The following is a 15505-nucleotide window of genomic DNA, read 5'->3' as shown; positions in this document are numbered from 1 at the left end:
AATGACGTACATCATAAAAAGTGAAGCATCAACCCGATGCACACCGCCGAGCATCACAAGGAGACAACAAACATGCAGGATCTCACCCACCGCCTCCCTCAGGAGCGGAACGTCACCACTGCAATTCCTGGCCCGCGCAGCCAAGAGCTCAACGCCGCCCGCGAATCCGAAATCGCGGCCGGCGTCATCCCGGGCTACCCGTCCTACATCACGGACGGTGACGGCGGCGTGCTTCTCGATGTCGACGGCAACACCCTCATCGACTTTGCCTCCGGCATTGCCGTCACCAGCGTGGGTGCGTCCAACCAGCGCGTAGCCAAAGCCGTGGCCGAGGCCGCCAGCCACCTCACCCACACGTGCTTCCTCAATGCACCGTACGAAGGCTTCATCAAGGTGGCACAGAAGCTCAACGAGCTGACCCCGGGTACCCACGACAAGAAGACCGTACTCTTCTCCACCGGTGCGGAGGCTGTCGAGAATGCCGTAAAGATTGCCCGTAACTACACCGGCAAGAACCGCGTCGTCGTTTTTGACGGTGCCTTCCACGGCCGCACCAACCTCACCATGACCATGACCGCCAAGAACAAGCCGTACAAGTCGGGCTTCGGCACCCTCGCGGCCGATATTTACCGCGCTCCCATGTCCTACCCGCTGCGCGATGGCCTCGATGGCAAGCAGGCCGCCGAGCGTACCCTGCGCTACATCGAGCAGTACGTCGGCACCGAAGAGCTTGCCGCCGTCATCATCGAGCCCGTCCAGGGCGAGGGCGGTTTCGTCGAGCCGGCCAAGGGTTTCCTCCCGGCACTGCAAGAGTGGTGCACCGACAACGGAGTCGTCTTCGTCGCCGACGAAATTCAGGCTGGCATCTGCCGCACCGGCTCCTGGTTCGCCAGCGAGGACGAGGGCATCATCCCAGACCTCATCACCACTGCCAAGGGCGTCGGCGGCGGCATGCCGCTGTCTGCTGTGACCGGCCGTGCGGAAATCATGGACTCCCCCGGTCCTGGTTCCCTCGGTGGCACTTATGCCGGTAACCCGGTGGCCTGTGCCGCATCCCTCGCCGCTTTCGAGGAGATGGAAGAGCTTGATCTCAACTCCCGCGCTCGCGAGATTGAGGCGATCATCCGCGAGGAGCTGGAGCCGCTGCTCGAACTCACCACCGTGGCCGAGGTTCGTGGCCGTGGCGCCATGATCGCCCTCGAGCTCGTCGATGACAACAACCAGCCCAACGCCGATCTCACCGCCAAGGTAGCGAAGACCTGCCGCGAGCAGGGCGTCATCGTCCTTACGTGTGGTCTGGACGGCAACGTCATCCGCCTGCTCCCGCCGCTGGTCATCAACGAGTCCACCCTCCGCGACGGCCTGGGCGTGCTTGCCGACGCCATCCGCGCCAACTAATCCTCCCCAACTACTCACTGCTATCCATCACTACTCACTAAGGAGTCACACACCATGAAGATTTACGATTGCATCATCCTCGGCACCGGCTACGGCGGACTGGGCATGGGCGCTCAACTGGTCAAGGACAATGAGAAGGACTTCCTCATCCTCGAGGCGGCCGACGAGGTCGGCGGTGTCTGGCGCGACAACACCTACCCAGGTGCTGCCTGCGATACCCAGGCGCTGATCTACTGCTACTCCTACTTCCTCAACCTCGGTGTCTCCCGCATGTTTGCCGGCCAGGTCGAGATGCAGGGCTATCTCAAGGCTCTGGCGGAGGAATTCGGCCTCTACGACCACATCAAGTTCAACCACCGCATCACCCGTGCCGAATGGAAGGAAGACCTCAAGGCCTGGGAGATCGAGGCCGCAGGTGAAACCTACTACGGCCGCGTCTTCGTTGGCGCCTGGGGCCAGCTCTCCAAGCCGAAGATCCCGAACTTCCCCAACCGCGAGGCTTTCCAGGGCGTGCAGTTCCACTCCGCCGAGTGGAACCACGATGTGGATTTGAACGGCAAGAAGGTCGCGGTGGTGGGCAATGCGGCGTCGGCAGTCCAGCTCGTACCCGAGGTAGCCAAGGAGGCCGCGAAGCTCTCCGTCTTCCAGCGTTCCGCTAACTACATCCTCCCACGCAACCAGGTCATCTTCACCGAGGAGGAGACCAAGGAGTTCAAGGAGAACCCGGATTCCTACCGCGCTATCCGCCAGGAGATCCACGAGGTTCGTGAGGAAGGCTTCGACCGCACCCGCAAGGGCACCGACTCCGCTGCCGAAGGCGTGGAGCAGGCCATGGAGCACCTGCGCTCCCAGGTCAATGACCCAGAACTCGTGGAGAAGCTCACCCCGACCTTCGCCTTCGGCTGCAAGCGCATCCTGCGCTCCGATGATTTCTACCCCACCTTCAACCGCGACAACGTGGAGCTCATCACCGCGGGCATCGAAAAGTTCACCGAGACCGGCATCCGCACCGATGACGGTGAGGAGCACGAGTTCGACGTCGTCATCTACGCCACCGGCTTCCACTCCCAGGAGTTCCAGGGTGACCTGCCGATTGCCGGCCGTGACGGCATCGACCTGCGCGAGCGCTGGGGCAACTCCCCGGAGGCTTACCTGGGCATGTCCGTGGATGGTTTCCCCAACTTCTTCATGCTCTACGGCCCGAACACCAACCTCAACCACCACTCGGTGGTGGCCATGCTCGAGGCACAGGACCGCTACATTTCCCAGGCTGTTGCCTACCTGCGTGATAACCCGGAGGCTGCGCTTGACGTGAAGAAGGACGTCATCGACGAGTTCAACACCCGCATCCAAAAGGAGCTCGAGGCTTCCGCCTTCTCCGCGGACTGCTCCTCTTGGTACAAGAACGAAGAAGGCCGCGTCATCAACAACTGGTCCGGCAACGTCGCCGAGTACTACGAGCTCACTGACGAGCTCAAGCTCGACGATTACCAGCTGGCTTAGGAGGCGAACATGCATACGCTGCACGATGACTACTCCGGGCGCCCCGTCGCCGAGGATGCATGGAAGGCGCTGAAGCCGTTCCGCGACAACGGCGCAAAGTCCTTCGACAACTTCCCCATCCCGCAGGTGCGTGAGAACTACGTGGCTTCCGCGAAGGCTAACCCACTTCACGAAGACACCGAGCCGGCCACCACCGACTTCCAGGTCGATGAGTTCCAGGTTCGCCTCTACGACCCCCGCCCGGAATCGGAGCGCGGCCAGGAGACTCCCGCAGTGCTTTACATGCACGGCGGTGGGTGGCTCATGGGCAACCTGGAGACCCATAACTCTTCGGTGCGCCGCCTAGCAGTGCTTACCGACCTTCCCGTCGTGGCGGTGGATTACCGCTTGGCTCCGGAGCACACTTACCCGGCGGCTATCGATGATTGCCGCTCGGCCTACCGCTGGCTGTCCAACCCGGAAGCCGAACACGGCCTCACCGTCACCTCCATTGCGGTGGCCGGTGACTCCGCCGGTGGACAGCTTGCTGCCACGCTGGCCAATGAGTTCACGGGGAGTGAAGACACCGCCAAGCTCAGCGCCCAGGTCCTCCTCTACCCCATCACAGACTGCTCACGTGAGCGCACCGAGAACGGCGCCTCCTATAAGCGTCTGGAAGAGGGCTTCCCGCTGACTGCGAACACGATGCGCTGGTTCATCGATACCTTCGTCACGGAGGAATCGCAGCGCACGGCCACGGATTTGTCGCCACTGCTTCTCGACGAACTCCCCGAAGGTCTTCCCCCAGCACTCGTCATCACCGTGGATAACGATCCGCTCGCGGACGAGGGCATCGAGTACGCCGGCAAGCTGGCCAAAGCTGGTGTCGACGTCACGCACAAGCACCTCGTGGGCTACCACCACGGCTTGTTTACCTCCGCGGCCATCATTGACCGCGGCGAGGAAGAACTCGCACAGGTTGCCCAGTTCATCACGGCGGCGACGAGCTAACTAATCCTGTCGCTACGTCGCGGGGCAGGCTCCCTCACATCAGGCAGCCTGCCCCGTTCGCATAACCACACGTTTCTATCCTCTAACAGTTAGGTTCATCATGCTCAAGCGTTCATTTGGTATCGCGATGGCATTCATCGGCGTGCTCGCAGGCGCATCCTTCGCCTCCGGCCGTGAGGCCCTTCAATACTTCGTTGCTTTCGGCAACATGGGTATTGTCGGCGCCGTCGTCACCGCCCTTGCCATGACCATCTCCGGTATCACCATTCTTCAGCTGGGTTCTTATCACCGCGCCAAGGAGCACACCTCCGTCTTCGACGCGGTCTCAACGCCCATCGTGTCCAAAATCCTCGATATCGCCACGCTCACCTGTTTGTTCTGCATCGGCTTCGCCATGTTTGCTGGTGCCGGCACCAACCTCAACCAACAGTGGGGCTGGCCGGTCTGGATCGGCGCGATCCTCATGCTCGTGCTCACTCTCCTCACCGGCTTGCTGGACGTGGACAAGGTGACCATCGCCATTGGCCTCATCACCCCGTTCATCATCGTCCTGCTGACCATCGGAACCGTCTACACCGTGTTCACGGCAAACCCCGACTGGTCGCACCTCAACGAGCAGGCACAACAGATCCCCACGACGCTGCCGAACTGGTGGGTTTCTGCCTTCAATAACCTCGGCCTCAACGTCATCGTGGTGGTCTCCATGATGATCGTCATCGGCGGTAACTTCCTGGATGCCAAGGAAGTGGGATACGGCGGCATTCTCGGCGGCCTATCCTTCCTGTTCCTGCTCGCCGTCCTGGTCGGTGGCCTCTACGTGTCCGTGGGCCCCATCACTGAGGCTGAAATGCCCACGTTGGCCATGATTGAGCAGATTCACCCGGCCCTGGGCGTGGCCATGGCGATTGCCATCTACGGCATGATTTATAACACCGCCATCGGCATGTTCTATGCCTTTGCCAAGCGCCTGACCCGCGGCAAGCCGCAGCACTTCTACAAGGTTTACGTCATCTCCGTGCTCGTCGGCTTCGTGCTCTCCTTCATCGGCTTCTCCAACCTCATCGGCTGGGTCTATCCCATCCTGGGCTACATGGGCATCGCCATCATGTTCATCATCGGCTATGCCTGGCTCAAGAACCGCAAGGAACTGCAATCTGAGGCGGACCTGCGCCGGCGTGCGCGCGAGCTGCTCCAGCACCGCTTTGAGAATGACAACCACCTGTCCGACGAAGAAATGCGCGAACTCACCGCCATTGCCCGCAACTCCTCCATCCCGGAGTCTGACTTCATCCGCGAGATTATGACCGAGGTCGATTCCGACGATGTCCCAGACGATATGAAGATTGGTGACGGTAAGCTCCATGCCCTGATTACGGGCAAGCCTATCCCGCGCGCCAAGAAGAAAGCCTAGGCCTAATATGCTGTAGGCATGTCCCTCCTCGGCTCCATCCTCTCCCACCTCGCTAGCGGCACGCCCATCCCAGATGGGGTGCGGGAGCAGTTGACGGCCGAGGAGCTTGGTGCGCTTCGGGGTCTTGAAGAAACCATGCGCGCCAACCAGACTTGGCGTGTGATGTCGACCAAGCTTCTCGATGTCTCCCAGATGCTCAACGCCGGCCGTGAGTCCACCGATATTCTCCAGGCCATCGTGCGGCACGCGCGCACCACCATTGGCACCGACGTCGGATACCTCAGCCTCAACGATGAGGATTCCGGCTTCACCAATGTTTTGGCCACCAGCGGCGTGGTGACCGAGGAGTTTCGCACCATCAATATGCCGATGGGCTCCGGCGTCCTCGGCATCGTGGCGGCGACGAACCGCCCAGCATGGACCTACGATCATTCCGCGGACCCCGACGTCACGCACGTGGATTACGTTGATCATGCGGTCCAGGCCGAAGGCATTCGAGGCATTCTCGGCGCACCGATCCGCATCGGCGGCAAGACGATCGGCGCGCTGCTCGTGGGCGATCGCCACCCACGTCACTACACGCACGAGGAAATCGCAGCATTAGAGGTGCTTGGCTCCATCACCTCGGTAGCGCTAGAGAATGCCCAGGTCATCGAGAGCCAAGGCGAATCCGTCGAAGAGCTCACGCGGTCCCAGATTGCGTTGAGCCGCCACGTTCAGGAATTGCAGTGGCTTAATGATGTCGACACGCAGCTCCTTCACGTCTTGATGACCAACGCCAGCTTTGAGGAGCTGGAACGAGTTTTGGCCACGAGCCTTGATGCCCCGGTGAGTCTTTGGACATCTGAAGACTCCCCCATCGACGGGCCTCATAGCACGTTCTCGGTGGAGTTTAATGGCCGTGTGCTGGGCACCATTGGCGTGGACAAGGAGCTCAGCGATACGGAATTGCGCGTCATCAGCCATGCGTCGGCAGCGTTTACATCCATTGCACTTTTCGCAGAGGCGCTTGTCGACGCCACCGCGCGCAAAGTCGACGACCTCGTCTATGCCGTCGCTCTAGGCAACGCCGGGCGCGAAGAAATTGCTCGCCTGCGCCACCTCACCGGAATTAATCTAACCTCCTCCGCACAGTTGTATTTCTTGGGAATAAGCTCTGGCAAGGGCTTACCTACCCGCCCCCAGCTGGAAAATCTCTTGCCGGGCCACGCGGCGATTACGCACCACGATCACCACGTCTGCGTGCTTTATCACCCAGAAAGAGACGTGAGTAAGGCGCTCACCCCCTTGCTCACCGCCCATCCAGATTTGACTGTGTCCGCTATCGGCTTTAGCGGTGTGGCTGCCGCGCGCAGCGCACATGATTCCGCTATGGCCTATCTCGACTCTGCCATTGCACTTGGACTGCACGGACAGCTCGTCACGGAAGACACACTTGGCACAGTGGGCCTCATCATGGGAGCTGACCCACATGCTTTGGAACTGCTGTCCACACGCACCATTGCCCCGCTGGTGCGCTATGACGAAGAGAATTCCACCGAACTTGTGGCCACAGCTCACCAGTATCTTCTATCCGGCCACAGCATTCCCCAGACTGCGCGAGCGATGTTCATTCACCCCAACACGGTACGCCAGCGCTTAGACCGCATTGTGGCGCTCATGGGTAAGGAATGGAGTGTTGGTCAGCGCGGCCTAGACGTCTTCCTCGCCCTACGCGCCCACACGATTCGAGGGTAGATAAAACAACATCCCACTATCATTTGCGTGTATTTTTCCACACCTCATTCTGCTCCTCCCGGCGCGCTGCTCGCGTAGATTTCAATGCATCAGCTCATCCCACGTCTGGAGGTAACCATGTCTGACACTCTCACCATTCGCGGCGCCGTTCTGGAGCGCTCTGGCGACGAGCGCCCGTACGCCGATTCCAAGCCCATTACCATCAGCGAGCTCGAGCTCACGGGTCCGGGCGAAGGCGAAATCTTGGTCAAGATCACCGCTGCTGGCCTGTGCCACTCGGATCTTTCCGTGGTCAACAACAACCGCCCGCGCCCACTTCCCATGCTCCTGGGCCACGAGTCCGCTGGTGTTGTCGAGGAAATCGGCCCGGGCGTGAGCAACGTAAAGGTGGGCGACCACGTCGTCATGACCTTCCTGCCTCGCTGTGGCGAGTGCGCCGGCTGCAAGACTGACGGCAAGATGCCCTGTGAGGTTGGTTCCAAGACCAACAACGAGGGCACCCTGATTCGTGGCACCCGCCACCTCACCCGTGACGGCGAAACCATCCAGCACCACCTCGGTGTCTCCGGCTTCGCCACCCACGCCGTGGTGTCCGAGCTTTCTGTCGTCCCGGTTGGTGCCGATGTTCCGGCCGACATCGCAGCCATCCTCGGTTGCGCTATCCTCACCGGCGGCGGCGCCATCCTCAACGAGATTGACCCGAAGCCAGAAGACAGCATCGCCGTTGTCGGCCTCGGTGGCGTGGGCATGGCCGCCATCATCACCGCCGCTGCTCTCGGTGTGAAGGAGATCGTGGGCATCGACATGCAGAAGGATAAGTGCGACAAGGCCATCGAAATCGGCGCCACCTCTGCCATGACCCCGCAGGAGGCCGAGGAGTCCGGCAAGAAATTCACCGCAGTCGTGGAGGCCGCTGGCCACCCGAAGGCCCTCGAGACCGCCTACAAGGTCACCGCCCCCGGTGGTTTGACCGTGACCGTGGGCCTGCCGGCGCCAGGTTCGACGATCACTATTGACCCGCTCGTCATGACTGCTGAGGCACGTCGCGTTCACGGCTGCTACCTGGGTTCCTCCGTCCCAGCAAAGGACATCCCGAAGTACGAGCAGCTGTGGCGCGAGGGCAAACTCAATGCTGAGGCTCTCATCTCGGACCACATCAAGCTCGAGGACATCAACACCGCCATGGACCGCCTGTCTGACGGTGTAGCACTGCGCCAGATTATCGAATTCGACTAAGCACTCACCACCTCTCCCCCACCAAGCCCTGCGCTTTATAGCGCGTGGGGCTTGGTTCCGTTTAGAAAGGACACTGTCATGGCTGAAACCACTGATGCCGAGAACCACGGCATCGGCTCTCCTTCGCCTCATTGGAAGATGGGGCCCTTTGACGTTCGCTTACCGTTCGTGCACTACCGCATGGAGTGGCCGGATTTCGCCCAAGGCTTGTTTATGTGCGTCGTCGACCTCGGCGCGATCCCGCTGATGACTGAAGCCCTGGGCATGCCCTATGAGGCAGCCTTGGCAGTCGTCATGCTCAACGGCCTGCTTTACCTCACGCACCACGTGCTCGGTGATCCGGTCGTTCCCGGTTGGATTACCCCGGCCATCCCGCTGCTCACCGTTTACATCCAGACCTTCCCGGAAGGCGATCAGCGGGTATGGGCGCTCATCAGCTTCCAGCTCATGCTGGGAATATTCTCGCTCACCTTGGGTATAACGGGATGGGCTTCGAAGGTGGTGCGGCTTATCCCGTCGGGTTTGCGTGCCGGAATCGTTTTGGGCGCTGGTATTGCCGCCATCATTTCAGTGTTCCAAGAGGACGGGCGCTTCCATTCCTTCCCTGTCACCATCACCATCGCGGTAGCCGTCGCATTTTTCCTCATGTATTCTCGCGGCTTCGCCTCCCTGCGCCAAAAGGCTGCCGGGTGGCGCTTCTTGGCATCACTCGGCATCCTGCCGGCCATCCTCATCGCGGTTTTCGTCGCACCGCTTGCCGGCGAGGCTCCCTGGCCTGATGTCGAGTGGGGCTTCTCTAAGCCTGATTTCATTACGTTGTGGTCTGAGTACACTGTCTTCGGTGTCGGCCTGCCACCGGCACACATGTTCCTCACTGCTATCCCGACGGTTCTCGCAGCCTATATCGTCGTGTTTGGTGACGTCCTGCAGGCCAACGCAGTTCTCAAGGAGGCTGACCACGTCCGCACCGACGAGGCTGTGGTGTACAGCCCATCCCGCGCCCACCTCCTCTTCGGCGGACGCAACATGCTGATGTCCATCATCGGCCCCGATATCGCGATGTGTGGTCCCCTGTGGGCCGCCATGCACGTCGTGATCGTGGAACGCTACAAGCAGGGCAAGCGCGCCATGCGCACCATTTTCGGCGGTGCCGGCTCTTTCCGATGGGGCACCAACGTAGGCCTCATCCTTCTCCCCATCACCTCCTTCGTCGAGCCCATCCTGCCCGTGGGCCTGGCACTGACCCTGATTATTCAAGGCTTCGTCTCGGTGCGCGTGGGCATCATGGAAGCCAAGAACCAAAAAGACCTGGGCATCGCCGGTGTTACCGCCGGCGTACTTGCCACACAAGGCGCAGCCTGGGGCTTTGCAGCGGGCATCATCATGGTGCTTGTCATCTACGGCAAGGACCTGTTCAAAGACGAGCGCGATGGCACCATCCGCAACTTCGACGAGATCGATCCGGACGAAGGCTTCGCTGACGCCCAAGCTGACTTCACCGAGCTTGCTGTGCTCAATGACCTCGATGCAAACGGCCGCCCGATCCCACCAAAGATTCAACCTTCTAACAACAAAAAGGGTTCATTCGACTAGATTTCCTCGCCCGCAAGGAACCTTTCCAGTAGCGTTCCCAGTCCCGTCTCGAACGAAGCATTCGCTCGAAGGCGGGACTGTTCGGTTTTATCGGACGACTTGTCGCTGAATTGGCCCAAGTAGATGTTATTCATTTTTCGCAAGGGACTGTCGGGGGCACCGGGGGCCTCAAAAATGTCCAGTGGTGCATGCACGTCATAGGCAGAGCCGAATACAAAAGACTCGAGCGCGACAAGCCTCGTGATTACGGCATTTTCCGGCACTCCAGCGAGTGCGATTACCTGAACAAGCAATTCGTACATTGCAGTGGTTTGCGGTGACCCCTGAAGCGGAAGCTCGGTAATCACGCGAATCAAAGGAATGTTGGCGGCCAAGATGTCCCGATAAGACCATGCCCAGTGGCGTAGCCCTTCATATGGCCCAATTTCCCCTTCAAGGGCCAATTCCAAAGCAGAGAGATCTACCTTAGCGATAAGATCGTCTTGAACCAGAGCCAAGAGCTCCTCCTTATTCGAGATGTGGTTATACAACGCGGCGGTACTCACCCGCATTGACCGCGCAACCGCTGACATCGACAGTGATTCAAGCCCCTTCCGCTCTACAATTTTTAACGCAGCAGACGCAATTTTGTCGCGGGTGACCAGCACTTTCATCGGACGCCCTTTGGAACGCGAAACTTTTTCCACTGTGATCCCTACAATTCTCTACAAAACTTTGTTACGATGGTCACACACTTAAATTAAACCCTTTAATTTAAGGCTGTAGCTCCGTCACCCACACGACGGTCTCACTCATCGCACACATATTGCACGCGAAGGAGCCCATTCCAATGGCAACGCCCACTAATGTTAATCCCAGCGCTGAAGAGCGCACAGTAGATGTCGTCGTTATCGGCGCCGGCGCCTCCGGCCTCATGGCCGCTCGCACGCTCAAAAAAGCAGGAAAGTCCGTCTGCGTTCTCGAAGCACGCAATCGCGTCGGCGGCCGCACCTGGAATGGAAAGGTTCTCGATTCACAGGGCACCGAGCACTTCATCGAGATCGGCGGACAGTGGATATCCCCCGACCAAACCCGCCTCACCGAGCTCGTAGACGAACTTGGGCTCGAAACCTTCCAGCGTTACCGCGAAGGAAAATCCGTGTACGTTTCACCTGACGGCACCCGCCATGAATTTGAAGGGGATACCTTCCCCACTTCGGAAGAAACCATCAGCGAAATGAATCGCCTTATCTCTGAGCTCAATCAATTGGCCGTGGAAGTTGACGCAAACGCCCCATGGGAGCATCCACGTGCAAAGGAACTTGATAGCCTTTCGTTCCGCGACTGGCTAGAGGGCCTCTCCGACGACGCCGAGGCTATCAACAACATTTCACTTTATATTTCCTCTGGAATGCTAACCAAGCCTTCACGCACTTTCTCAGTACTCCAGGCTGCATTGATGGCATCATCCGCGGGATCATTCGACAACCTGGTTGATGAAGACTTCTTGCTCGACAAGCGTGTGACCGGCGGCATGCAATCCGTCTCCATCACGATGGCAGAGGAACTCGGCGACGATGTCATCCTCGACTCACCTGTCCTCACCCTCCAGTGGGCAACCCCAGATCCCGACACCGCGGATGCACCAAACAAAATTAACGCTGACGTCCGCAACGGAGTCGCCAACAACGGCGGCCCAGGAACCGTCACGGCATACTCCGACCATGCCACCGTCCATGCCCAGTATGCGATTCTCGCTATTCCGCCAAACCTCTATAACCGCATTTCCTATGTTCCTCCCCTGCCTCGCGAGCAGCATGTTGCCCACCAACACATTTCAATGGGACTCGTCATCAAGGTACATGCAGTCTATGAAACTCCATTCTGGCGCGAAGAAGGCTTATCCGGTACGGCATTCGGTGGAGATCGTCTGGTCGCAGAAATTTACGATAACACCAACTACGGCAGGAACTTTACCGGCGGCGAAGACGGAAAGGAGGATTCATTCGGCACACTAGTCGGCTTCGTCTCTGACGTTTACGCGGAAGAAATGTGGGCTCTTCCAGCAGAAGAGCGCAAGGAACGCATTCTGGAGGCCATGGCCATCTATCTTGGCGACAAGGTGAAGGAACCCATTGCCTTCTTCCTGTCCGATATGGCCGCTGAAGAGTGGACCCGCGGAGCGTATGCAACCTCCTATGATTTGGGCGGGCTATCACGTTGGGGACATTTGCAGAATCAGCCAACCGGCCCCATTTACTACTCGTCTTCCGACATCGCTGGCGCGGGATACCAACACGTCGACGGTGCAGTACGCATGGGTGAGATCGTCGCCAAGCAAATTCTCGGGCAGGGTTAGGCGGTGGATTTCAATGAATTCACCCGACGATTTCCCCCGACGTAAAGTTAGCGGCTCACTGCTGGTGGCCTATGTGGACACCGGCGACGGTCATGATGCTCTACAACTCGGAATCGCCCTCGCTCGTGAGCGAAAAGTCACTCTAAGACTTGTCTCCGTGGTTCCTCCTCGAACTCCCCAAGGCTTTGGAGTTCAGACTCAGGACACTGGGTACAACACAATTGTGAAAGAGCAGACCAAGCAGCGGTTACTTAAAGCCATCGACACCGTGCCGAAGGACATATCTGCCACGTACCACGTAGTCGAAGGAGCCGAACCCGCTGTAGCTCTCACCAATGCGGCAGAGACCTTCAACTGCGATCTCATCATTGTCGGGGCTCGCGAGGGCGGACTCCTGAATCGCTTCCGCATTGGTGCTGTGTCTAGTTCCTTGTTGTACACATCCCGCATTCCGGTGGCCTTAGCACCCCAAAGCTATACATTCGGCGGTCCCATCACTCGTATCTCCGCCCTCGTCGGTCCCCGTCCAGGCCGGTCGGATGTCGCAGCAATCGGCCTAGATCGCGCTCACCGCCGCGCTGTCCCATTGCGTGTCATTACCTTGAGAATATCTGGTGAAGACACGGAAACCGATTTCGAACCTCAGCTTTCAAAAGCCTTGGATAAAGCCCTACACAGTGGACAGGCTTCCGCCGTCACCACGTCTGGGACCAACGTGCACGCAGCGCTGAGCAATCTGAGTTGGGAGGAAGGCGAAGTAGCTGTCCTTGGCTCAGCACGTATAGCTCGTGAAGGGCGACTTTTCTTAGGCGCTACCGCACACCGAATCCTCAAACATTTACCTGTCCCCACCATCGTTGTGCCTTCGGGCTACATGTCAGCAGAAGGAGGTGATCTCTCTTGAACGAAAATCCAGAAGTATCAGGCAAGGGTTTGGCAGCCGGAAAAGTCGGATTAATGGGTGCCGTCGTGATCGGCATCAGTTGCTTGGCACCGACGTACACCCTCACCTCTGGCATCGGGCCTGCAATTTCAGCAGTCGGGGTCTTTGTCCCAGCAGTCCTCATCTTGGGATTTATCCCAATGCTGCTCGTCGCCTTCGCCTACCGCGAACTAAACAACCGCGCTCCTGATTCCGGAACTACCTTCACATGGGCAACGAAAGCATTCGGCCCTTGGGTCGGATGGATGGGGGGATGGGGCTTAATCGCCGCAACCATTTTGGTACTTTCCAACCTCGCAGCGGTGGCAGTTGACTTCTTTTATCTTCTCGTTGCACAAATAGCAGGCAAACCCGAACTCGCTGATCTCACGCGTAACCTGTGGGTAAACATTCCCACAACGCTCGTGTTCTTGATCGCCGCTGCCTGGGTTGCCTACCGCGGCATGGATACGACACAAAAGATGCAGTACATCCTCGTTGCTATTCAGATCGTTGCCATTTTGGCTTTCGACGTTGCAGCACTGTGGCGTGCTTACAACGGCGATGGCTTCGATTTTACTCCCGTTGAATTCAGCTGGTTCAATCCGTTTGAGATGAAGGATTTCTCCGTCATCGCAGCTGGTATCTCTCTGTCCATCTTTATGTTCTGGGGCTGGGATGTCACCCTCACCATGAATGAAGAAACAAAGAATCCCGAGAAGACACCGGGCCGAGCGGCCACAGTCGTCATTGTCGTAACCATCATCCTTTATGTCCTTACTGCTGTAGCAGTTATGGCATGGGCAGGAATAGGCGAGACCGGACTTGGTGCGGGAAATCCCGACAACCAAGAATCAATCTTCGCTGTTCTTTCTTATCCCGTAATGGGGCCGTTCGCCATCCTTATATATATTTCAGTTCTAGCGAGTTCTTTTGCATCCCTGCAGTCGACCCTTGTGAGTCCAGCACGAACAATTCTGGCAATGAGCTACTACAAGGCACTACCCCCTCAGCTTGCGAAAATTAGCCCTCGTTTCCAGACCCCCACCGTGGCAACCATTGTCGCCACGGTAGTGTCCGGAGCTTTCTACGCCATCACACGAGTGCTCTCAGAGAATGCGCTGTGGGACACCATCGCCGCGCTCGGCCTGATGATCTGCTTCTATTACGGCATCACTGCGGTGGCCTGCTTGTGGTACTTCCGCACTGAACTTTTCACGTCAGTGAGCAATTTCTTCTTTAAGTTTCTTTTCCCGCTTCTGGGAGGTGGCTTTCTGCTCATCATGTTCTTCATCACGGCATATGACTCCATGGATCCAAGCTTTGGATCTGGGTCGTCGATCGGCGGCGTCGGAACAGTCTTCGTCTTGGGAGCCAGCATCTTGACTATAGGGCTGATACTTATGTTCTTCACTCGCCTACGCCACCCCGAATTTTTCACCGGTTCTGTCATCAGCCGCAGTGATTCCCGCACAGATAACACCCCAACCTTGTCCTAGGAGGAAAAATGTCTCAGTACCGAGTCCAGAATCCAGTAACCGACACCGTCCTTGAAACGTTTGAGACTCTAGAGGATGCTGCGGTTGACCCCATCATCGCCGCATCATCCGATGCATTCGACGAATGGTCAGCAACCCCTGTGGCCAAACGCGCCGAGATTGTTGCCAAGGCCGCCGCTCTTTTCGAGGAGCGCAAGGACAAACTTGCTGCAATCATCGCGGAAGAAATGGGCAAACCTCTGCCCGAGGGCATTGAAGAAGCCGAGTTTTCTTCCACCATCATCCAGTACTACGCAGACAACGCTGAAAAGTTCCTCGCAGACCAAGAAATTCCCACTGAAGCTGACGGACGTGCTTTCATCCGCCGACGCCCCTTCGGGCCGTTGCTAGGGATTATGCCGTGGAACTTCCCGTACTACCAGGTGGCACGCTTTGCAGGTCCTAATCTAGTCGCCGGCAACACCATCATTCTGAAACATGCCGAAATTTGTCCCCGGTCCGCTCTCGCCATTGAAAACATTTTCCTCGACGCTGGTCTCCCGAAGGGGGTTTATACCAACATCTTTGCCAGCCACGATCAAATCTCCACTATCATCGCAGATCCCCGAATCCAGGGCATTTCACTAACCGGTTCTGAACGTGCTGGGTCGATCATCGGTGCACAAGCAGGCCAGCACCTGAAAAAGGCAGTTCTCGAGCTTGGAGGGTCGGACCCATACGTTATCCTCGACACCGATGACGTAAAAGCTTCAGCTGAGCTAGCGTGGGGCACCCGCATGTACAACACTGGACAAGCGTGCAATTCCAACAAGCGCCTCATAGTAGCTGCTGACATTTATGACGAATTTGTTAAGGAGCTCGTCACCTTGGCAAATGAC

At 58.2% G+C, this 15505-nt stretch carries 12 protein-coding genes; 11 read left to right on the top strand and 1 reads right to left on the bottom strand.

What is annotated here, in order from left to right:
• The first annotated feature begins 72 nt into the window (after positions 1-72).
• From gabT to M5J09_RS08890, 7 genes are all read left to right on the top strand, one after another.
• Positions 73-1398 (top strand): 4-aminobutyrate--2-oxoglutarate transaminase, encoded by a 1326-nt coding sequence (gene gabT, locus M5J09_RS08920; protein ID WP_070536254.1) that lies wholly within the window; start codon positions 73-75, stop codon positions 1396-1398.
• Positions 1399-1452: 54 nt separating this feature from the next.
• Positions 1453-2901 (top strand): NAD(P)/FAD-dependent oxidoreductase, encoded by a 1449-nt coding sequence (locus M5J09_RS08915; protein WP_257157627.1) that lies wholly within the window; start codon positions 1453-1455, stop codon positions 2899-2901.
• A 9-nt stretch (positions 2902-2910) separates the two neighbouring features.
• Positions 2911-3891, top strand: coding sequence for an alpha/beta hydrolase (locus tag M5J09_RS08910; RefSeq protein WP_257157626.1), 981 nt, complete (start codon positions 2911-2913; stop codon positions 3889-3891).
• A gap of 100 nt (positions 3892-3991) precedes the next feature.
• Positions 3992-5302, top strand: coding sequence for a hypothetical protein (locus tag M5J09_RS08905; RefSeq protein ID WP_257157625.1), 1311 nt, complete (start codon positions 3992-3994; stop codon positions 5300-5302).
• A gap of 18 nt (positions 5303-5320) precedes the next feature.
• Positions 5321-7039, top strand: a complete 1719-nt coding sequence (locus M5J09_RS08900) for a GAF domain-containing protein (protein ID WP_257157624.1) — start codon at positions 5321-5323, stop codon at positions 7037-7039.
• Between the two features lie 117 nt (positions 7040-7156).
• Positions 7157-8275, top strand: a complete 1119-nt coding sequence (locus tag M5J09_RS08895; protein WP_042529719.1) for an alcohol dehydrogenase catalytic domain-containing protein — start codon at positions 7157-7159, stop codon at positions 8273-8275.
• Positions 8276-8353: 78 nt separating this feature from the next.
• Complete coding sequence (locus M5J09_RS08890) at positions 8354-9868, top strand: putative sulfate/molybdate transporter (RefSeq protein ID WP_257157623.1); 1515 nt, start codon at positions 8354-8356, stop codon at positions 9866-9868.
• Here the strand turns inward: M5J09_RS08890 and M5J09_RS08885 are convergent.
• Positions 9865-10554 carry a TetR/AcrR family transcriptional regulator gene (locus M5J09_RS08885; RefSeq protein ID WP_257157622.1) on the bottom strand — a complete coding sequence of 230 codons (690 nt, stop codon included), beginning with the start codon at positions 10552-10554 and terminating at the stop codon, positions 9865-9867. The two genes, M5J09_RS08890 and M5J09_RS08885, sit on opposite strands and share 4 nt — an antisense overlap.
• 143 nt (positions 10555-10697) lie before the next feature.
• On the opposite strand from M5J09_RS08885, the gene M5J09_RS08880 reads away from it, so the two are divergent.
• The 4 genes from M5J09_RS08880 to M5J09_RS08865 form a co-directional block, all read left to right on the top strand.
• A complete protein-coding gene (locus tag M5J09_RS08880) occupies positions 10698-12206 on the top strand; it encodes an NAD(P)/FAD-dependent oxidoreductase (RefSeq protein ID WP_257157621.1) in 1509 nt (502 codons plus the stop codon).
• Positions 12207-12219: 13 nt separating this feature from the next.
• Positions 12220-13110 carry a universal stress protein gene (locus M5J09_RS08875; RefSeq protein ID WP_257157620.1) on the top strand — a complete coding sequence of 297 codons (891 nt, stop codon included), beginning with the start codon at positions 12220-12222 and terminating at the stop codon, positions 13108-13110.
• Between the two features lie 53 nt (positions 13111-13163).
• Complete coding sequence (locus M5J09_RS08870; RefSeq protein ID WP_257157680.1) at positions 13164-14627, top strand: APC family permease; 1464 nt, start codon at positions 13164-13166, stop codon at positions 14625-14627.
• 8 nt (positions 14628-14635) lie between these two features.
• Positions 14636-15505 (top strand): aldehyde dehydrogenase family protein (locus tag M5J09_RS08865; RefSeq protein WP_257157619.1); only part of this gene is annotated, 870 nt, incomplete at its 3' end.

Origin of the sequence: Corynebacterium sp. BF-R-2, assembly GCF_024586525.1 — a bacterium.
GTDB classification, from domain to species: domain Bacteria; phylum Actinomycetota; class Actinomycetes; order Mycobacteriales; family Mycobacteriaceae; genus Corynebacterium; species Corynebacterium singulare.
The sequence above is the reverse complement of the archived record's forward strand: the minus strand, read 5'-3'. Positions and strand labels throughout refer to the sequence as shown.